The following is a 20,475-nucleotide window of genomic DNA, read 5'->3' as shown; positions in this document are numbered from 1 at the left end:
GTTTGTACCGATTTTAATTATTAATTACAATCATCGTCTTGCTTGACCGTAATAATCTGCGACAATAAACCTTAATCACTTTTTAAATTAGATAAAGGCGTTTTGAGTGCGAATTTTTTTCGTTAAGTCGCTTCTCATCCTTGTGGTCATTTGGCTAGGCATTCATACATCAGTAGCATCAGCAAATCAATGGCTTAATATTAATATCCTTGGTGCAGATGAGACGTTAACCAAAAATATCACCGCCCATTTAAGCCCCTTACCAACATCTGAAGTACAACGCCGCGCTTTTTTATTTAATACCGCAGACAGCCTCGATGCCGCGCTACACTCACTCGGTTACTACCATGGTGTGGTCGACCAACAATTAGACAGTCCAGAACAAGGGCCATGGCAACTGACTTTAAGAGTCACTCCAGGTGAGCCAACCCGTGTTCAATGGGTTGATATTCAACTGAGCGGTGAAATTCGCCAAGATAAAGTCGTCAACATATGGTTATCCAAACTCGAACTAAAACCTGGTGATATTCTTAACCATGGCCAGTATGAAACCATTAAGTCGCAACTGCTCACCTTGGCATTAGCCCGTGGCTATTTCGATGGCCGTTACCTGACCAATACCATAGTGGTTAACCGTGATCTCAATCGCGCGCAAATTAATCTGCATTATGATTCTGGACCGCGTTATAAAATGGGCAGTGTCAATTTTACTGGCCATACGCTGATCCCAGGATTACTCGATCAGTTAATTCCCTTTGAAGCAAACACCAATTACAGCACCGGTGCACTAGGTGGCTTAAACCGTGAGCTGGTCGACACTGGCTATTTTACAAACATCAAAGTGTTACCCCAACTGGATAAAATTGAGCAGCAACTCGTCCCCATTAAGGTTGAACTTACCCCAAAACCCAGCCATTCAATTAAATTGGGGGTGGGTGTCGATATTGGCAGTTCGGCCAACAATAGTGTTGATCCAAGAGTACGTGTCACCTGGCAAACGCCGCAGATCAATCGTTATGGACACTCACAAGAGACCAGTATTGAGTGGTCTCCCGATCGGCCAAAATTTCTTACGACTTATACCATTCCGCTTAGCCACCCGCTGGATGATCAGCTTAAAATTCGGCTTGGCTTACTACGTGACAAATATGGGGTAACCCAATTGTACGACCCCGACGAACGCCGTTATGTTAATACCGGAGAACTCGAATCCACCAAGCGCACTGCTGGTGTACTGCGGCAAAAACGCCTTAACCATAATTGGTTACTCAGTTATTCACTCGATGCCATTAAAGAGTCCTATACGCAATCGGATACCTATTATGACCCCAATTTTTTACTCTTAGGCAGTAGTCTTAGCCACACTTATCGCGGCGACAATTCGCTGGATCCGAAATCAGGTTTCTATCAATATTACAGCGTAGAATATGCCGACCCCACCCTAGGTTCAGAAGTACGCCTAACACGACTACAAGCCAAATTTAAATGGATTGACACCTTTTTCGATAAGCACCGACTCGTCACACGTATGGACTTCGGTGCTAACCTTGCCGCCGACGACGACTTAGCAAACATCCCGCCCTCTTTACGCTATTTTGCCGGTGGCGATGAGAGTATCCGTGGTTATAGTTTTAATGAACTAGGGCCTTACATAGATTATCGAACTCAAGATGATCAATTAGCTCGTATGGTCGTTGGTGGTCGCTATTTAATGGTGGGCAGTATTGAATATCAATACTATGTCACCCCCACCTGGCGAGTAGCGACCTTTGTCGACGGCGGTAATGCCTTTGATGTCGACCAAATCGACCCCATTGTCGCCGTCGGTGCTGGCATCCACTGGATCTCTCCTATTGGCCCGATCAAGCTAGATTTAGGGGTGGGCCTCAACGAGTCAGAAACCGTTGAGCGCTCATGGCGGATCCACTTGTCGATGGGGGCTGAGTTATGACCCAATCGACACACAAACCACCAATATCTGACTTACCGACCGAAGAAGCAACCGCTCAAGGCAAAACCTTCGCCACGCGATTACTTCGTTGGCTTAAAAACACCATCCGCTTCGTATTCTATGTACCGCTTTCACTGTTAGTCATTGTTGCCGTGTTATTTGGAACCCCATTTGGCAGCCGTATCGCTGTGAGTATCGCCGATACATTTATCGACGGATTAACGCTTAACTACCAATCTGGCACCCTTAACAAACAACTGAGTTTATCCCTGGCCCGTTGGCAAATGCGTGGACTGACAGTCGCAATTGATGACTTAACACTCGATTGGCGGCCACTATGCCTACTGCAACGTCAGCTCTGTGTGGAGGCATTAACGGCCACGGCCGTCAATGTCGATATCGATACTGCCGAGCTCAGCGCCGACGCTGCAGAGCCCAAAATTGACCCCGTTACAGAACAAGGCCTACTGCAACTGCCTGTCGATATTTTATTGAGTCATACGCAACTGCAACAAATTAAGGTGGCGGTCGATAAGATGCGATTTAACGCTCAGCAGCTCAGTGGCCAAGCCAGCTGGTTAACTAATGGCCTACGTATCCACTCGCTCGACAGCCTAGGACTATTAGTCTCTATCCCCAAAAATGAGGCTGAGCCACTCACAACGGTAGCCGATCCCCTGGATAGCCCATGGCCCCTTGCAAGCTTGCCGCAAGTCGCCATGCCTATGCCCATTTTTGTCGATAATTTGCAATTGAGCGACAGTCAATTGCAACTGGGCGATCGCACTGACAACTTCGCCAGTATCCACTTACAAGGTAACTACATTGACTATCTTCTTGCTGTGGATCTATTGCAAGTCACCCATGATTACGGTCAAATCACTGTCGATGGTGACATTACGCTTAGCGCCCATTACCCAATGGCCCTTCAAGTTGAGGCGACAATCGATAACATAGCTGAACTACCAAGCTTGTCTCAGCAAACCCTCGAACTAAACCTGAGTGGTGACCTACAGCGGTTGCAGCTAACGGCCGCAGGCCAAGGACATATTAACTTAGCCTTAGAAGGTGAAATTGATTTAGCCGATCCCGAGCTCCCCTACCAGCTCAAATTGACTAGCGAACAACTTATGTGGCCGCTCGATGCGCCACTATATCGAGCACAAGCTATCACGCTGGAAACGGCAGGGTCGCTTAGCCAACAACAGGCTAAAGTGAATGGCCACGTTTTGACCCCTTATCATCCTATGCTGCAGCTGGATGCTCAGTTGAGTCACAGTGAGCAAACGGTCACGATAAGCCAATTGGCCATCATTAGTGATATGGGTAACCTGCAAGCTTTAGGCTCTGTGGGTTATGGCGATGAGATCAGGTGGGACTTAGCCATAACCAGTGACTCGCTACAATTGGCATCTCTGACGCTTGATAATGAGACCACCTTACCAAATACCAATATCAGCGGTTCATTGATAAGTCAGGGCTCAGTGGCTGCTAAACAATGGCAAGTAGCCATTCGCGAGGCAGCGCTGCAAGGCCAGATAGATCAGTACCCGTTACGAGTAGAAGGAGATGTTAATCTTAACCATTTATGGCAACTTAACGCTAATCGCTTAGTGCTTCACGCGCTAGACGCAGAGTTGGCTATATCAGGAAACGTTGACCAACAATGGGCGCTCGGTGGTCAATTAGCTATTCCGGCGCTGAATTTATGGCACCCCGATGCCTCCGGAAGCATTAATGCCAAGATCACGGTTTCTGGTGACAGCCAACATCCTGAGCTGGCTCTGAATGTTGACAGTCGCGATCTTAGTTTTGCTGGTAATGCTGTAGATAAAACTCACCTAACAGCTTTTTATCGACCATTGGATGATCACCAATTTGCCTTATCAATGAACGCCTCAGCAATCGTCATGCCTGCGGTAGAATTTGACTCTATCACCCTTGGAATACAAGGCGATCAAGCGGTGCAGCAACTGAGTCTACAAAGTGAAGGCGATGTAATTTTAGACAGTGCGATAGCATCGACGTTTGATATGGACAAACAACAACTCGCACTGTCAGTCAATAAGCTAAACCTTGATTCTCTGCTTGGATTAGTCCAGCTTAATCACCCCATTGTGTTTAATTGGGATAATAATGCCCAACAAGGAAACATCGACCCATTTTGCTGGCAACATCAACACGGAAAACTGTGTCTCAACGACGATGTAGAACTTGGCAAATCTGGCGATGCCAATATTCAGTTTGCCGGGGATATTGGCGCACTGATTAAACCATTATTACCAGTAAACATGTCGTGGCAGGGCCCTGCGACTCTCGAATCACAGCTAAGTTGGGCACCGCAGCAAAAACCACAAGCACGGGTTGATTTAAACTTCAGTGCTGGGCAGGTCTTATTACAAACCAGTAAACGAAAACTGGAAAGTCGTTATCGACAACTGCAGTTTAATGCTGCATTAGACGCAGAACAATTCGTCTTAAATGCCCAGCTTGATGCGCAGGAATTGGCGCAACTTAACAGCTATGTAGCCATAGGTGTCGGTCCAGAAAAGCCCCTATCAGGTAATATCAACATCGCTAATATTGATCTGCAGGCTCTGGCCAATTTCACCCCACAATTGGCCACCTTAAATGGGCAAATCGACAGTGCACTGCAGTTATCAGGCTCCTTAAGCCAACCTCAGGTAACCGGTAACATCGATCTATCCCGGGGCAAATTACTCGCAGCGGCTAATCCAACCTTACTCGATGACATCAATATCGCTGTTCGGCTACAAGGACAAGCGGCCAGTGTTCAAGGTGGCTGGACAATGGGCAATGGTAAAGCCAACTTAAGTGGTGATCTCGATTGGGGCGGTGAAGCATTTCAAGGCAATTTAGCGGTTAACGGTGATAAGCTTGCCGTTATCCAACCGCCGATGGTCATTTTAGATGTATCACCCGACATAAACATTACCTTTGGACCAGAGCGTTTGGATGTCAGTGGGATAATTAATGTGCCCACTGGCCATATCAATATTGTTCAACTGCCCGAAGGGGGGGTAGCCGAATCCAGCGATGTGGTCTTTAACGATAGTAAAGCCAGTGAACAGCAGAAGGTCAATCCTATCGCCATCACCTCTAAAATTGACATCCAAGTAGGCGATCAGTTAACCATTGACGGTATGGGATTAACGGGTCGACTACAAGGCACCTTAACGCTTCGTCAAGAAGCCTTTAAACCCCCCTTGTTGTATGGCGATGTAAAAGTGGTTGATGGATTTTATAAATTTATGGGGCAGAAACTCGCAATCAACACCGGTGAAGTGCAATTTATAGGGCCTATCGATGTCCCTAACCTCAATATTGAAGCGGTACGAGAAATTAAAAGCGAAGATGTCATCGCCGGAGTCCGCGTCACTGGTACGCCTTTAAAACCCATTGTCACCCTCTTCTCTTCGCCAACCAAGGAGCAAGCGGAGATCTTGTCATACATTGTCAAGGGAACTGGCTTTAACAATAATAGTGACTCACAAAATAACGCCTTAATGATGGGAGCGGCATTAACCCTTGGTAACCAATTGGGTGGCGGTGCAGTCAATAACATTGGCAGTTCAGCGACAGGCATCGTTGAGAAATTTGGTCTTTCTAATGTACAGCTCGATGCTAATGATGATGGTAAGGTGGCTATTAGTGGCTTTATTGGTGATAACTTAATGGTCAAATATGGTATTGGTGTCTTTAACCCAGGTTATGAGATGACGGTGCGCTACTATTTACTGTCTCAGCTCTATTTAGAAAGTGTCTCAGGCACGGTAGAGAAATCACTCGATATCTATTACAACTTTAATATCGATTAGCCAATTTAAACTTTAATAAGTGCATCATTACTTTTCGCATTCGGTTGACGAAATAATGCCACGCCGAGAATAGCTATAGCGAAAGGTCAACCGACATCCATAAAAAACCGCAGTTCACAAACGAATGTGAATGCGGTTTTTGTGTTAATGACGTTAGCAACACTAAAAGTTAGCAGATAGCAACAAGCCTCACTATGGATGCTGCTTGGATTGGCGGTTGCAGCTTAGCTTGTCATCACAATGATTTTTCAGCCTGGAGCAAGAGATCATTTTTATGTCGTTGCCAAACTTTACCACTATTGATGCCGTAACTGCGCATCAACACAGGAATGTCATTATGATTATGCTCTTTGGCTAACGCCTCTAGTGCCTGATAAAAATCAAGCGCCAGTTCACGAGCCTGATCAATGGCAAAATACTCTTTACCAACTCGGCTATATAAACCTTTAAACCCATTTAAGATCAATACATAAAGCGGATTACCCGAATGATAGGCAAGCGCATGATGCAATTGGTAGTCGAAATCGATATAGGCCTTTGCTTCATCTTTTAATGTCGCTAATGGTGCCAACGCTTCTAATACTTTATCCGGATTATAACGCACTGCACCTTTAAAATAGATAGCGCTGATATTGGTGCGAGCCGACAAGAGTTGTTCTAGTAATACAGGCTCGCCAGCAGGGTTAAGTTCGGCAATGGTTTCTAATACATTTAAGCCAGAGGTTTCCCAAATATCATTAACCCGAGTTGGTTTACCATGTTGAATGGTTAACCAACCATCTCGTGCTAAGCGCTGTAACACTTCTCGAAGTGTAGTACGGGTAACCCCGATAAGTTCCGATAGTTCACGCTCAGCAGGCAAAATTGAACCGGGAGGAAATTTCCCTTCCCAAATAGAGCGAACAATATATTTTTCAGCAAAGCTTGCGGGCCCTTTCGCTTCAATTATATCTTTGTTTTTCGGCGGTACTGGTGCTTGGGGGACAGTTGTCATCAGGCCACTATTCCAAATAAATGAGATTATCTTAATACTGATCATACCAGAGCGACGAAAAATGGAAACCTAATCCGCGATATTAACTACTCACACCTAGAAGGACGAAGCTCTCAATTTTCACTTAAACGTGCTGCATATCAAAAAATAACCAATTCAAATTTTGTTGTAGCCCTGTGTTTTTAAACTTTAGCTTTATAAAAGTATTAATTTATAGATATCATTAGGCTACACTGTCCGAACTTCGGACCGTTCCTTGTCTATTTTTATCAAAACAATTATACATTTGAGAGGGTGCCATGCCTGTGACTATGAGTCGGGCGTTTATTGACAATTTCTTAGGAAACTCTCCTAAGTGGTTCAAATTCGCAATTATATCATTTCTAGTGATTAACCCCATTATATTCTATATCAACCCATTTATTGCCGGTTGGTTATTGGTGGTTGAGTTCATATTTACCTTGGCTATGGCCTTAAAGTGTTATCCGTTACAACCTGGGGGGCTGTTAGCCATCGAGGCCGTGATTATCGGCATGACCTCCCCCAGCCAAGTTCTGCATGAAATTGAAGCTAATCTTGAAGTATTATTATTGCTGATCTTTATGGTTGCCGGTATCTACTTCATGAAACAGTTATTGCTGTTTGTCTTCACGAAGATGATCACTAAGGTACGCTCTAAAATTGTCGTTTCTTTGATGTTCTGTATTGCATCGGCATTTTTATCGGCGTTTCTCGATGCTCTAACCGTTATTGCGGTTATCATCGCTGTAGCTGTTGGTTTCTACTCCATTTACCACAAAGTTGCGTCAGGTAAAAACTTTGCAGATGACCATGATCACACCAACGATCAACATGGTGAAGGCTTCTCTTTATGTGAAGATGAGCTCGAAGCCTTCCGCGGATTTTTGCGTAACCTATTGATGCACGCAGGTGTGGGTACGGCATTAGGTGGTGTATGTACCATGGTTGGTGAGCCACAAAACCTCATCATCGCCGCACAAGCCAATTGGCAATTTGGTGAGTTTGCCCTGCGTATGGCGCCAGTGACTGTGCCCGTGTTTATCGCGGGGATATTCACCTGTTTCTTAGTTGAAAAATTCAAAGTCTTTGGTTACGGCCAGCAATTACCTGAAGCTGTACATAAAATCTTGGCAGATTATGCTTCACATGAAGATGCTCGACGCACTAAACATGACAAAATGAAGCTGACTATTCAAGCGTTAGTCGGTGTTTGGCTCATTGTCGGGTTAGCATTCCACTTAGCGTCAGTTGGCTTAATCGGCTTGTCAGTTATTATTATCACCACCGCATTTAATGGTGTCACTAACGAACATGCCTTAGGTAAAGCGTTTGAAGAAGCCTTACCTTTCACGGCGTTACTCGCCGTGTTCTTCGCCATTGTTGGGGTGATTATCGATCAGCAACTGTTTGCCCCAGTGATTCAGTGGGCATTAAGCTATGAAGGTAATACACAGTTAGTGATTTTCTATATTGCGAATGGTTTACTGTCAATGGTCAGTGACAACGTGTTTGTTGGTACCGTTTACATTAACGAAGTCAAAGCTGCGTTACTGGATGGACAAATTACCCGAGATCAGTTTGATCTACTGGCAGTGGCCATTAATACCGGTACTAACTTACCTTCAGTAGCAACACCTAACGGCCAAGCTGCATTCTTATTCCTGCTGACTTCAGCAATCGCACCACTTATTCGTCTCTCGTACGGACGCATGGTGTGGATGGCTCTCCCCTACACTATCGTATTATCGATTATTGGAGTATTGGCGATTGAGACTGGGTATTTAGCTGACATGACGCAATACTTCTATGATTCACAGATGCTGATCCATCATTCGGTAGCGGAAGTGAGTCAAGGCGCTGTTAGCGTTCATTAAATGATAATTGACCTAAACGAACTAGTTTCGTAAAGTCTTAAAAACGCCTCTTAATGTAAGAGGCGTTTTTTATAGGAGAAGTTTGTTTGAGCCCACTAACCCGTTTTGCCCAATCCCGTGTTGCATGGATAACCTTATTCAGCAGTGCACTGGTTCTTGAATCTTGTGCTCTATATTTTCAATATGTGATGCAGTTAACCCCCTGCGTAATGTGTATTTACCAGCGCCTTGCCCTGTTTGGGGTATTGTTTGCTGGCGCATTGGGTTGCATAGGTTACCGTTATCGTTTAGTGCGGCTATTGAACATTATATTATGGGGAGTGAGCGCTGCATGGGGCTTAAAGCTCGCGATAGAACTAGTGGATATGCAAACCAATCCATCGCCTTTTTCGACCTGTTCATTTCTGCCCGAATTTCCGACTTGGATGCCATTACATGAGTGGTTACCTTCGGTATTCATGCCAACAGGTATGTGCACCGATATTCCCTGGCAACTATTTGGCGTCACTATGGGCCAATGGATGATAGTGGCATTTTCAGTCTATTTACTTGCCTTGGCTATTTTCGCCATCCCCGCTTTGAGTAAAACTAACGAGCAAGGTAATTAATCGGCGGGCCTTAGTTAAATGACCATAAAAATGCCCGGGTAGTGATACTCGGGCATTTTTATGGTGTGTATAGTGGCCAAGCGTTCTATTTAACGCTCCTTCGCACACTAACGATTAATCGTTCAGTATGGCAAAGTCAATATAGGTAGGCACAGTTACTCACAATCCTTGAGCGGCCATAACACTATATGATCTTCTAAGTATTTCACTTTAGTCTCGTTAACCACTTTATCTTGAGTCGACATACCCAGTGCATGCATCATCTGTTTATCGCCAGCGATTAACGGATGCCAACTGGGTAAACTACGACCTAAATATAGCCGGCGATATGCACAGCTGTCGGGTAACCACGTGAGATCCGCAATATTATCGAGTGTCACTTTAGTGCAGCTTGGAACGAAGTCAAAACGCTGCTCATAATGGCGACATTGGCATTGCTGGGCATCAAGTAATTGACAGGAAGCATTGGTGTAATACAACTCCTCTGTCTCGTCATCGATAACCTTATTTAAACAACATTTGCCACAACCATCACACAACAACTCCCACTCTTCACTGGTTAATTGTGCTAGAGATTTTTCATTCCAAAAAGCCATAGTTCTCATTCTACAAAATGCCTACAAACGCAGGCGAGTTTACACTATTTTAGCCTAATGCGGCAGATGCCAGTACCAAGCTACTTAATGGCTGGAAATTTAATTCGTTCGGATAGATAGGTCAAAGACAAGGCATAAAAGTCAGAAGGGTTCCATTGGGTCAATGCTCGATAATTGTCATACACCAAATACTTACGACCGTTGATGCCGTCGGGCATAATGAGCGATACTTGCATATCTTGCCTGCTTGGTAAATTGGAGCCATCGAAACGCTTAACACCTAATGCCTGCCACTGAGCAAAGCTCTTGTGCGTCTCTAAGCCAATCAGATCTCGGGGAATCGCCTTTGGCACTTGTACTTGTCGACCCCAGGTTGCCTCGTCATTCCAGCCTAATTGGTTTAAATAATAAGCCGTGGAGGCAAACGCATCACTTAGATTGCTCCAGATATCGATAACGCCATCATTATCACCATCTTTAGCAAAACGCGCATAATCGCTAGGAGTAAAGTGTGCATAGCCCATTTTGCCTAACGCGTTACTTTTAAGCTCTGCAAACTCAACCTGCTTATGCTCAATAAGCTTGAGCGCATCCATAAATGCTTGACGGTTTGCCACTTCGTTATCACCGCGATAGCCATTTGATGCCGCCACAGTTAATACGGGATAATGACCAACATCATCTCCTAGTTGAGATGTCAGCCCCCATAAAGCGATGATAAAACGAGGCTGTACGCCATATTGTTCGCCTAAAAGATCAAATTGTGTTTTATTCGCCTTATACAGGCTTCTAGAACGAGTAACGATAGACTCTGGTACTAAGTAAGATAAATATTGCTCTAAGTTAGATGGCGATTCGGGCATATTGGCATTAAACGACGCCTTCTTAAACAACTTAATTTGCGGAAATACCTGTTTGACTGTGGTCGCAGAAACCCCTTCATTTAAGGCTTGTTGTTGTAACACATCAAGATATTGCTCAAACGAGAGCTCTGAAGACTTTGCTTCGACCACTGCTATTGATAATACAGTGGATAATAGTAAGGTTCCCCACAAGGTATTTACAAACATGCATATTCCTTTATTAATTAGTCATGCAAATAATCAGTCGCGGCTATAGCCTATCTCTTGCTTATATTCTTCAAGAAGATTTTTGGGTGGTGGCGGTAACTGAAGATAATAGCCCTTCTCTTTAAGTTCAACCTTTACCTTATTAATATCGGCAATGCCTAAATGTTGACGCTTATCTAGTGGCACTATCATGACTAATTCTGGTACACCAAACATCTGCATCAGAGCCTCGGGAACCCGCTCAAATTCATTACGTTTTTCAATAAATAGATAACAGTCAGCTTTTAATCGACTTTTATATACTGCACAGATCATATTGGGGGAATTTCCTGTTTATTCAACTTGCCAGCAAATGAGGCACACTATACCATGTGGCCTAGGATTATAGTAATTTCTAACTGGCTAAGCTGGTTTATTTTATAAAGAGCAAAATTAGGAATGCAGAAACCTAGCCTCGAATTAAAAGGCTCTTCATTTACGCTTTCAGTACTGCACATTAATCATGCTGATCTCAATAAAGTTGCCGTTGAATTAGACAGTAAATTAGCTATTGCGCCGCAATTTTTTATCGGTGCACCGCTAGTGGTAAATTTAAGCAGTATTAATGATGCCAATTACCCTTTAGCGGGGCTAAAAGACTTGCTACTGTCTCGTAATTTAGTGATTGTTGGGATCACTGGGGCACCAAGCGCTATAGCCAATCAGGCCAAATCACTTGGGCTAGCCATCATTAAATCCGGTAAACAGAGTGCTAACCAACCGCAGTTACCCAGAACCACCAAAATAGTGAAACAAAACATTCGCTCAGGACAGCAGATCTACGCTCAAAATGGCGATCTCATTATTGTCGGCGCTGTGGGTAATGGTGCTGAAGTGATTGCAGATGGCAGCATACATATATACGGTAGTCTTAGAGGTAAAGCCATGGCGGGTGCCAATGGTGACAAAAATGCCGTCATTATTGCACAAACGCTGGACGCAGAACTTGTGTCCATCGCTGGACAATATTGGCTAACCGAAAATCTTCAGGCACATGCCACGATAAAAAGCGGTTGTATTCGGCTCGAAGGTGACAGCCTTACCCTCGACGCGTTATCGCTATAGCAACACATTAAGGATAGAAATGCACATGGCACAAATCATTGTTGTCACTTCAGGTAAAGGCGGAGTGGGCAAAACCACTTCTAGCGCAGCGATAGCCACTGGGTTGGCCTTAAAAGGACATAAAACAGTCGTAGTCGATTTCGATATCGGCTTACGCAACCTCGACCTAATAATGGGTTGTGAGCGTCGGGTGGTTTATGATTTCGTCAACGTGATTAACGGCGAAGCCAATTTAAACCAGACTTTAATCAAAGATAAGCGTACCAGCAATTTGTATATTTTGCCGGCTTCGCAAACTCGAGACAAGGACGCGCTGACCAAAGAAGGCGTTGGCCGAGTGCTTGACGAACTGCGTAAAGAGTTCGAGTACATTATTTGCGATTCTCCCGCCGGAATTGAAACAGGCGCAATGATGGCACTCTACTTTGCCGATATCGCTATCGTCACGACCAACCCAGAAGTTAGCTCAGTGCGCGATTCAGACCGTATCTTAGGCATGTTGCAGAGTAAATCTAAGCGCGCTGAAGACGGTTTAGAGCCTGTCAAAGAGTTCTTATTGTTAACCCGTTACTCGCCTACTCGTGTGGCAACAGGTGAAATGCTGAGCGTGGCTGACGTTGAAGAAATTTTAGCCATCCCACTTTTAGGGGTTATTCCTGAGTCTCAAGCGGTATTAAAAGCCTCAAACTCTGGTATTCCCGTCATCATAGATCAAGAGAGCGATGCTGGTCAGGCTTATGCTGACAGTGTGGCCCGTTTAGTCGGTGAAAACGTTGAGATGCGTTTTATCACCGAAGAGAAAAAAGGATTCTTAAAAAGGATATTTGGTAGCTAATTATGTCTTTACTCGATTATTTTAAAACCAAGAAAACACCGAGCACTGCAGTTACTGCCAAAGAGCGACTGCAAATCATTGTGGCCCACCAACGTGGTGAGCGCGATGTGCCTGACTATTTTCCTGCGATGAAGCAAGAGATCATCGAAGTGATCCGTAAGTATGTGCAGATTGACTCAGACCAAGTGACTGTGCAGCTAGATCAAAACGATGACCACCTATCGGTACTTGAACTGAACGTGACCTTGCCTGAAAAATAGTCCGCCATCTCACCCAACATACTGTTTAACTTGATAAGGTGGCAAACAGTAAATTGGTACCGAGACAAATAAGCCCTCATGATGAGGGCTTATTTATTATGACAACTTATTGATGAAGGCTTATCGATGGAACTTATTCATGAGTCAAACAACATCATGATGTAAGCCTAACTGCGCACTGAAGTTAAATGACCAACTGCTGCAGTTTATCTTGTACCAGTGAAGCTCGCCAACCGCACAATACTAGCGGTAAATCCCCCGTTTGCCCTTCCCAGCGCCACTGTAAATATTCATGAATATGACGTTTTGAGCCAATCAGCTCCATCGGCACATCCTGCTGCTCGGCAATCTCTGTTAAACAGTTTTTGATATTTTTAAAGGCCGACTTATAGCCCGGCTTTAATGCAATCACATCAATCGCGTTAGGCAAATTAGCCAGATCCACGGTGGCCATCACAGCCACTATCGCCTTAGCATGAACCCGCTTTTCTTGCTCAGTAAGTTCAGACATCTTAAAGATATCGGCTGTTGTTTTAGGCTGTTTTTTAGCTAGCGCGATCAATGCATGATCTTTAATCACAAAACCAAGGGCTAAATCTTTGGCAAGGGCTTTTTCAAGACGCCATTTAGCCAGCACTTTTAAATATGCCAGCTGTTTAGGGTTAAGCTGAAAAGCATTTTTCACTTTAAGGTAAGCCGCTTCACCATCGGGAGCATCAAGGCGCCCTTGCGTCATGCGCTCACCTTCTTCATAAAGCCAAGCTAATCGGCCCGTCGCCTCAAGCTTAATCACCAGTTGCGGATACAGCTGATAGAGGTATTCGACATCATTGGCCGCATAATGTAACTGCGCCTCGCTCAAAGGGCGCTTAAGCCAGTCGGTACGTGACTCACCTTTATCTAAGGTAATATTTAAACAGTGCTCTACCAACTTAGCGTAACCTAAGCCATGCCCCAAGCCACATAAGGCCGCAGCAATTTGGCTGTCGAACAAGACTTTAGGCTGGCATAGGCCATATTTTGCTAACACTTCGAGATCTTCACTACAAGAGTGCAACACTGTAATAATATCGTCACGTTGGAACAGTGCCCAAAAACTGCTGAGATCATTCACCGCCAATGGATCGATTAAGGCCAACGATTTCCCGTCATACACCTGAATTAAGCCTAAACGCGCATAATAGGTGCGTGTGCGAACAAACTCAGTATCCAGCACCAGCACACTCGCTTGACTATACTGCGCCACAAGCTCAGTTAGGCTTGCATCATCCTCTACATATTGAAACGCTAACAATCTCATCTCCCCAAACACGGCTTTACTTATCGCAGTGACATTAATTCAACGTGCGCTTGTTTAATGTCACCGCGATTAACACAAAAGCCGGCAATAAGCGCCGGCTTTGAGTTAACATTAATACGGTTAATACCTAATCTCTACTAACTAAGCTTAACTACGCAGATTTGGCCTCATCGCGGAGTTCGCGGCGTAAAATTTTGCCGACATTACTCTTAGGTAACTCATCCCTAAATTCTACCAGCTTAGGCACTTTATATCCCGTCAAATGATGACGACAATGCTTAATTAGCTGCTCTTCGGTCAAAGATTTATCATTAGCGACCACAAAAATCTTCACCAATTCGCCACTGACCTCGTGAGGTACACCAACGGCAGCGACTTCTATCACCTTTGGATGCAGTGCAACTACCTCTTCGACTTCATTAGGAAACACATTAAAACCTGACACCAAGATCATGTCTTTTTTACGATCGACAATAAAGAAAAACCCTTGCTCGTCCATGTAACCTATATCGCCGGTCGCGAGATAGCCTTGGGCATCGATGACCTTGGCCGTTTCTTCAGGACGCTGCCAATAGCCTTTCATTATCTGTGGGCCTTTAGCAAACAACTCTCCCGTTTCCCCTTGCGCTAATACATTACCGTCATCATCACGCACTTGCATATCGGTATTGGCAACAGGAAAGCCAATCGAACCGTTATAGCCTTCAAGATTATAAGGGCAGCAGGCCACCAGAGGTGAAGCTTCAGTTAGGCCATAACCTTCTAGTAATTTAGTCTTGGTGAGCCCCTGCCACTTATCGGCTACCGCACGTTGCACCGCCATACCACCGCCAATAGACAGCTTAAGCGCAGAAAACTCTAACGCCTGAAACTCTTTAGAGTTCACCAAGGCATTAAACAGGGTATTCACCCCGGTCAGTGCCGTAAATGGGTGCTTCTTTAACTCAGCCACAAACGCTGGGATATCTCTCGGGTTGGTGATCAATAGATTATTTGCTCCTTTATGTAGGAACAATAAGCAGTTAACCGTTAGTGCAAAGATGTGATATAGGGGTAGCGCCGTGACCACAAACTCTTTGCCGTTTTCCAGTAAAGGAGAGTAAGCGGCATCGGCTTGCAGTAGATTACTGACAATGTTGCCATGAGTGAGCATCGCACCTTTAGAGACGCCAGTGGTGCCACCGGTATATTGCAAAAAGGCCACGTCATCGGCATCAAGAGACGGCTTAACATACTGCATGCGGCGGCCTTTAGATAAAGAGCGACGCATCGAAATGGCATGTGGAAGGTGATATTTAGGCACCATCTTCTTAATGTATTTCACCACGAAATTCACTAAGGTGCGTTTAGGCGCGCTCAGTAAGTCACCGAGTCCGGTTAAAATTACGCTTTCAACAGCAGTGTCTTCAACCACTTCTTCCAGCGTACTGGCAAAATTAGAGACCACAACAATCGCTTTGGCACCCGAATCATTAAGCTGGTGCTTTAATTCTCTCGGGGTATACAGTGGATTGACGTTGACCACCACCATACCTGCACGCAAAATACCAAATAGCGCAATAGGATATTGCAACAAATTTGGCATCATGATGGCAACGCGATCGCCTTTTTGCAGCTTAAGTTCATTTTGTAAGTAGGCGGCAAACGCACGGCTACGCTCTTCGAGTTTACGGTAAGTCAGTGTCGCGCCCATATTCACAAATGCAGGCTGATCGGCATATTTTGCCACTGAACTTTCAAACAGATCGATTAACGAACTGTACTGTTTCTCGTTAATAATGGCGGGTACATCATCGGGTAAATTGTTCGTCCAAAGCTGTTCCACTAGTCTCTCCTAAATCCAGAGGCAGAGTTATTGTGAATGAAATCAATCACTAATCGTTTCAAATAATAGAAACTAAACACTGACTTATCAATATTGTAAGTAACACCCAAAAATCATACGGGCGTTTTAATTTTGAACATCATCACATAATTAGAGTAAAAATCCTAGACTAATTTTGCGTACCGATGATTATTCAATCGACTGACTCATGTCAGCTTAAAAATTCATAAATGTGCCTAGCCACCTGCTGTGCATTGCCCATATGCAGATGATGGTCGCCATCGAGTTCCACATGGGTTATTGCCTGATACCAATCCAATACTTGCTGAGTGATTTTCGGCTCGCGTTGATAACCATCCCGTGCAGTAATCAACAACACACGACCAGTATGGCCTTGCATTAATCCTGTCACGTGTTCAAGATTAAGCCGCATCGGCGAGTCCAAGGTAAGCCTAGGATCGGTACGCCATCGCAGAGCAGTCTCACCATTCACATTACGTTCAATGATAAGTCGACACCAAGGCGTGGCCAGTCCGGTCAAACGATGCCTAGCCGTTACGGCTCTCTCAAGTGAAAAGCTCCGTGAAGGCGCGCTCTTTTTTTCCAATAAGCGCCGATAACCTTGAAAACTTCGAGTCAATCGCTGCCGACTATTCACAGGGGTTTCAAACAGCGGCGCCATCGCTTCAATCAATATCCAGTGGGGCACTTTATCGGCAAAGGCTGCGCTATAAGCAGACGCAACAATCGCACCAAGTGAATGGCCCATCACCGCATAAACGGGTTTAATCGCCATCACAGCATCAAGCAAAATATCGACATCATAAAGATAATCAACCCAATGCAGCGGATAGGCGCCGGGTCGATGTTCTGAGCGACCATGCCCAGGCCAATCAATGGCTAACACTTGGAAGTTATCAAGATTCTGGGTTAATGGCGCAAAGCTGTTGGCATTATCTAACCATCCATGCAATGCCAGTATTAATGGCTTATCGTCACTTCCCCATACTCTTGCGGCTAAACGAATATGAGGCAACTGAATCGTCACCTCATTTTCTGCGCTGCAAGATTGCCATAGCAAGCTCTTTTTGTCAGGCATTTATTACTACTTTTTGATAAATTTGAGTGTCATGCGGTCGCTTTCGCCTATTGCGAGGTATTTTTGCTTGTCTTGCTCACCCAACCTCAGGCTTGGTGGCAAGGTCCACACCCCTTTAGGGTGATCTTTGCTGTCTTTGTCATTGGCGTTAATTTCGCTGCTAGACACTAGAGTAAAGCCTGATTTTTGCGCCAAATCGATGATCTCATCTTGCAGCATATAACCAGAGCTTAACGCCATTCCGGGCTTAGCCCTATGCTCAACAATGCCCAGTACTCCACCGGGTTTGAGCACCTGATACGCACTGTCAAACACATTTTCTAACTGGCCTGAATTGGCCCAGTTGTGCAGATTACGAAAAGTCAGCACAGCATCGACACTGTTATCTTCACCTAACTCGGTCAGGCGTGGTGGATCGAACGCCAAGAATGAAGCTTGACCAAGCACAGCGCGATTGTCATCCAGCCACTGCGCTAATGCTTTGCCTAAACGAATTTGATATCCAGGTAACTTAATCCCTTCTGGAGGGTTTGCATCGAAGTTTGCAGCGATATAGTGTCCTTCAGCGGCTAAATATGGCGCCAAAATCTCGCTATACCACCGTCCACCTGGCCACAATTCTATGACTGTATCGTTAGGTTTTATGTCAAAAAAAGTGAGTGTTTCAGCTGGATGCCTATAGGCGTCACGAGCAATATTGTCTGCTTGTCTTAAGTCATTGTTCAAGGCGGCGCTCAGATGAGTATCTACCTCGGGTTGCGCCAGTAAATGGCCACTAAATAGACTCGCTACAAGCACAGAAGGTAATAGCAGATTATTGAATAACGGCATGGATTTCATTAAATATCTCCTCAGCAAAGACTTAAACCTATCAGTCTCTATGAGGAAATTAAATAAAAACAAACAAGGAGTAATGTTTATTTTGATAAGCGGTCAACCTTACTCCAACACAACCACAACATCAGCAGGCTGGTCAATAACCAGAGTGTCACCCAAAACACAGCCGGCATCCATGTCAACTGCGCCAACATTGCGGCATCCCCCTGACCTGTTAAGCCAAATAACACCGCCGGGCTGGCCAAAGCATTGAGCATCACCATTAATGCCATCACCCTAAGTGATAGCGTCAACGGTGGGCTGTGACTTAACTTTAACGGTAATAAAAACAGCAAGGCTAATAGCGACAAAATACCCAGCGTCAACAGATCGCGCCCCCACAGTAACATGGTTAACAACACCGCTAAGCCTAACAAAGCAAAGCTAAGCCGTATCCCCTGACGCCACGTGGCTAAATTAAAAATCAGTAATCCCCATAAGGCTGCACCAAAATAACCGGCAAAACCGATGGCTACAGGCCACCCCCCTTGGCTAAAACAGAGCCCGGCACCATTAGGAAATAGCTGGATATGGCTAACGGCGCCGCCAGTTAGCAAAGTTGCCAAGCCATGAGAGAGCTCATGAAAATAACTCTCTAGCCATTTAAAGGGCACGCTGAGATAGGGAATACGCGTAAGTATCAGTGCCAGCAGTAGTTCGATAATAAATTGACCACGGCTGGGGACTGCGATGGCATTGGGCGCAGTGGATTGACTATGCAGCGCCATTAGTGACTCCACCTAGGCAAGTGACCGTTACTCAAATAACGAGTACAGGCAAAAAAATAAGCTAAGACACTAAGTGACAATAAGGATTTTTGCGCGCCATAGACAGCTAACAACAATGCGGAGACAAAAGCAGTTAAATACCACCAAAGCCTGCCCGCGCTGAGCCGCTTATGCATAAGTATCGATACCCACCATTTGCGAAATAGCTTCTCGCTGCGCGGCATGTTCATGCTGTAGGTAAGTAGAAATCGCGCCTTGCTTGGCCTGAGTATTCTGCTCATACTCGAGCTTGGCATCGAGACGGGCGTCAAGTTGCATGGCACTTGAGTTGTCTGCGTTATCAGCATTACCAAGCTCCACCTCAGTTGCGCCTGACTGGCCTTGTTGGCGCAATAGATCGCTAGACTCAATCGCTTTGACATCAATAATCGCAGGCAAAACTTGCGCCGTCTTAAGCGGCGCAATGCTGTCACTGATGTTTGTGGCGCTTGGCAATGTATTGCTGCGCAGCACATGACCGGATTGGATCTGCATAACTTACCTCACAGTGTGGCGCTTGATTCTGCTGTGCGCCACGGCAATGGTTAGATTATCGATATAGACTCATTTATAGCGAGTTACGATCACCTCGCTTTCAGCAGTATGAATTTGTTAGGCTTAACTTCAAAGACAACAACTAGCATCTACTAAAAGCCGATTGCTATAAGTTTAAAACAGATCACTCACGCCCGGGCAACTTTTTCCACGTAACGGTATCACGCAAATAGACAGGTTGAAGCCCTTCTACATCAGTCGATTGTCCAACGTCATGGGCTATCTCTGCTAGTTGCAACATATATTTAGCTTCGGGAAACTTGGCTTCTGCTGCCAGCAACATTCCCTCGATAAGCAACTCAGGATAAGCATCAAAGCCGGTGCCACAAGCCATCACCGCTTGCTGATAATCTAAAGCACGGCTGACTTCAACAGGAGCGCACACGCTTTCCCGGCCAATCAGTGTCGCTATACCCGCTTGATTGATAAATTCGCCCCAATAGACTTCGCCCATACGGGCATCGATGGCAGCCACGACTTGCGCCGCGCCATGGAGCTCAATCGTCGCCTGCGCCATCGCCTGTAAAGTTGAAATACCTACTACAGGTAAGTCTTGGCCTAACGCTAATCCTTGAGTCATTGACGTGCAGATGCGTATACCGGTAAAACTGCCAGGGCCGCGGCCATAGGCTATCAAGTCAACATCACTTAACCCAATATTGGCATCATTGAGCACCTTATCGACCATAGGTAATAGCCTTTGGCTGTGTTCACGCGGCGCATCGGCCTGCTGGGCATACACTCGCCCCTGATAGCTTAAGGCCACCGAGCAAGATTCGGTGCAGGTGTCTAGCGCAAGCAGGGTCAAGGATGAAGCATTGTCTGTATTATCAGGCATTAATCTAACCAAAATAGGAATAAAAGCAGATGTTAATCGTCAATCGATGTTCATTAAGGTAAC

Annotated in this window: 18 protein-coding genes; 7 read left to right on the top strand and 11 right to left on the bottom strand. The window is 45.2% G+C overall.

The window, feature by feature from the left end:
- The first annotated feature begins 106 nt into the window (after window positions 1-106).
- Complete coding sequence (locus tag AC5YBX_RS08390; protein ID WP_494519225.1) at window positions 107-1,951, top strand: autotransporter assembly complex protein TamA; 1,845 nt, start codon at window positions 107-109, stop codon at window positions 1,949-1,951.
- Window positions 1,948-5,790 carry an autotransporter assembly complex protein TamB gene (gene tamB, locus AC5YBX_RS08385; protein ID WP_494519226.1) on the top strand — a complete coding sequence of 1,281 codons (3,843 nt, stop codon included), beginning with the start codon at window positions 1,948-1,950 and terminating at the stop codon, window positions 5,788-5,790. The genes AC5YBX_RS08390 and tamB overlap by 4 nt, the downstream gene beginning before the upstream one ends.
- A 235-nt stretch (window positions 5,791-6,025) precedes the next feature.
- Here the strand turns inward: tamB and fadR are convergent, their stop codons facing one another.
- Complete coding sequence (fadR, locus tag AC5YBX_RS08380) at window positions 6,026-6,784, bottom strand: fatty acid metabolism transcriptional regulator FadR (RefSeq protein ID WP_475516731.1); 759 nt, start codon at window positions 6,782-6,784, stop codon at window positions 6,026-6,028.
- A gap of 299 nt (window positions 6,785-7,083) precedes the next feature.
- On the opposite strand from fadR, the gene nhaB reads away from it, so the two are divergent.
- Both nhaB and dsbB read left to right on the top strand, forming a co-directional pair.
- On the top strand, window positions 7,084-8,679 hold the full coding sequence (gene nhaB, locus AC5YBX_RS08375; protein ID WP_494519227.1) for a sodium/proton antiporter NhaB: 1,596 nt from the start codon (window positions 7,084-7,086) through the stop codon (window positions 8,677-8,679).
- A gap of 86 nt (window positions 8,680-8,765) precedes the next feature.
- The gene (gene dsbB, locus AC5YBX_RS08370) at window positions 8,766-9,287 is read left to right on the top strand and encodes a disulfide bond formation protein DsbB (protein ID WP_494519228.1); all 522 of its coding nucleotides are present in this window, start codon (window positions 8,766-8,768) and stop codon (window positions 9,285-9,287) included.
- A gap of 155 nt (window positions 9,288-9,442) precedes the next feature.
- Here dsbB and AC5YBX_RS08365 read toward each other — a convergent pair whose 3' ends face one another.
- The 3 genes from AC5YBX_RS08365 to AC5YBX_RS08355 form a co-directional block, all read right to left on the bottom strand.
- Entirely contained in the window at window positions 9,443-9,883 is a 441-nt protein-coding gene (locus AC5YBX_RS08365) for a YcgN family cysteine cluster protein (RefSeq protein WP_494519229.1), read from the bottom strand.
- Between the two features lie 80 nt (window positions 9,884-9,963).
- Complete coding sequence (locus AC5YBX_RS08360) at window positions 9,964-10,953, bottom strand: lytic murein transglycosylase (RefSeq protein WP_494519230.1); 990 nt, start codon at window positions 10,951-10,953, stop codon at window positions 9,964-9,966.
- Window positions 10,954-10,986: 33 nt separating this feature from the next.
- The gene (locus AC5YBX_RS08355; RefSeq protein ID WP_494519231.1) at window positions 10,987-11,268 is read right to left on the bottom strand and encodes a YcgL domain-containing protein; all 282 of its coding nucleotides are present in this window, start codon (window positions 11,266-11,268) and stop codon (window positions 10,987-10,989) included.
- Between the two features lie 123 nt (window positions 11,269-11,391).
- Here AC5YBX_RS08355 and minC point away from each other — a divergent pair, with 123 nt between their 5' ends.
- Genes minC through minE form a run of 3 tightly spaced genes read left to right on the top strand, consistent with a single transcriptional unit; the run spans window position 11,392 to window position 13,152 of the window.
- Complete coding sequence (minC, locus tag AC5YBX_RS08350) at window positions 11,392-12,057, top strand: septum site-determining protein MinC (RefSeq protein WP_494519232.1); 666 nt, start codon at window positions 11,392-11,394, stop codon at window positions 12,055-12,057.
- A gap of 25 nt (window positions 12,058-12,082) precedes the next feature.
- On the top strand, window positions 12,083-12,892 hold the full coding sequence (gene minD / locus AC5YBX_RS08345; RefSeq protein ID WP_494519233.1) for a septum site-determining protein MinD: 810 nt from the start codon (window positions 12,083-12,085) through the stop codon (window positions 12,890-12,892).
- A gap of 2 nt (window positions 12,893-12,894) precedes the next feature.
- Complete coding sequence (minE, locus tag AC5YBX_RS08340; RefSeq protein ID WP_110458020.1) at window positions 12,895-13,152, top strand: cell division topological specificity factor MinE; 258 nt, start codon at window positions 12,895-12,897, stop codon at window positions 13,150-13,152.
- Window positions 13,153-13,336: 184 nt separating this feature from the next.
- Here minE and rnd read toward each other — a convergent pair whose 3' ends face one another.
- The 7 genes from rnd to tsaB form a co-directional block, all read right to left on the bottom strand.
- Window positions 13,337-14,446 (bottom strand): ribonuclease D, encoded by a 1,110-nt coding sequence (rnd, locus tag AC5YBX_RS08335; RefSeq protein WP_494524736.1) that lies wholly within the window; start codon window positions 14,444-14,446, stop codon window positions 13,337-13,339.
- Between the two features lie 157 nt (window positions 14,447-14,603).
- Complete coding sequence (fadD, locus tag AC5YBX_RS08330) at window positions 14,604-16,277, bottom strand: long-chain-fatty-acid--CoA ligase FadD (protein ID WP_475516723.1); 1,674 nt, start codon at window positions 16,275-16,277, stop codon at window positions 14,604-14,606.
- 211 nt (window positions 16,278-16,488) lie between these two features.
- The gene (locus AC5YBX_RS08325) at window positions 16,489-17,376 is read right to left on the bottom strand and encodes an alpha/beta fold hydrolase (RefSeq protein WP_494524735.1); all 888 of its coding nucleotides are present in this window, start codon (window positions 17,374-17,376) and stop codon (window positions 16,489-16,491) included.
- 6 nt (window positions 17,377-17,382) lie between these two features.
- The gene (locus AC5YBX_RS08320; protein ID WP_494519236.1) at window positions 17,383-18,216 is read right to left on the bottom strand and encodes a class I SAM-dependent methyltransferase; all 834 of its coding nucleotides are present in this window, start codon (window positions 18,214-18,216) and stop codon (window positions 17,383-17,385) included.
- Window positions 18,217-18,293: 77 nt separating this feature from the next.
- Complete coding sequence (locus AC5YBX_RS08315) at window positions 18,294-18,980, bottom strand: M50 family metallopeptidase (RefSeq protein WP_494519237.1); 687 nt, start codon at window positions 18,978-18,980, stop codon at window positions 18,294-18,296.
- Window positions 18,981-19,148: 168 nt separating this feature from the next.
- Window positions 19,149-19,514 (bottom strand): hypothetical protein, encoded by a 366-nt coding sequence (locus AC5YBX_RS08310; protein ID WP_494519238.1) that lies wholly within the window; start codon window positions 19,512-19,514, stop codon window positions 19,149-19,151.
- A 184-nt stretch (window positions 19,515-19,698) separates the two neighbouring features.
- Complete coding sequence (tsaB, locus tag AC5YBX_RS08305; RefSeq protein WP_494519239.1) at window positions 19,699-20,412, bottom strand: tRNA (adenosine(37)-N6)-threonylcarbamoyltransferase complex dimerization subunit type 1 TsaB; 714 nt, start codon at window positions 20,410-20,412, stop codon at window positions 19,699-19,701.
- Window positions 20,413-20,475: the final 63 nt, after the last annotated feature.

Source organism: Shewanella sp. 492, assembly GCF_059338445.1.
Note: the sequence above shows the minus strand (reverse complement) of the source record. Positions and strands in the feature narration are given on the sequence as shown.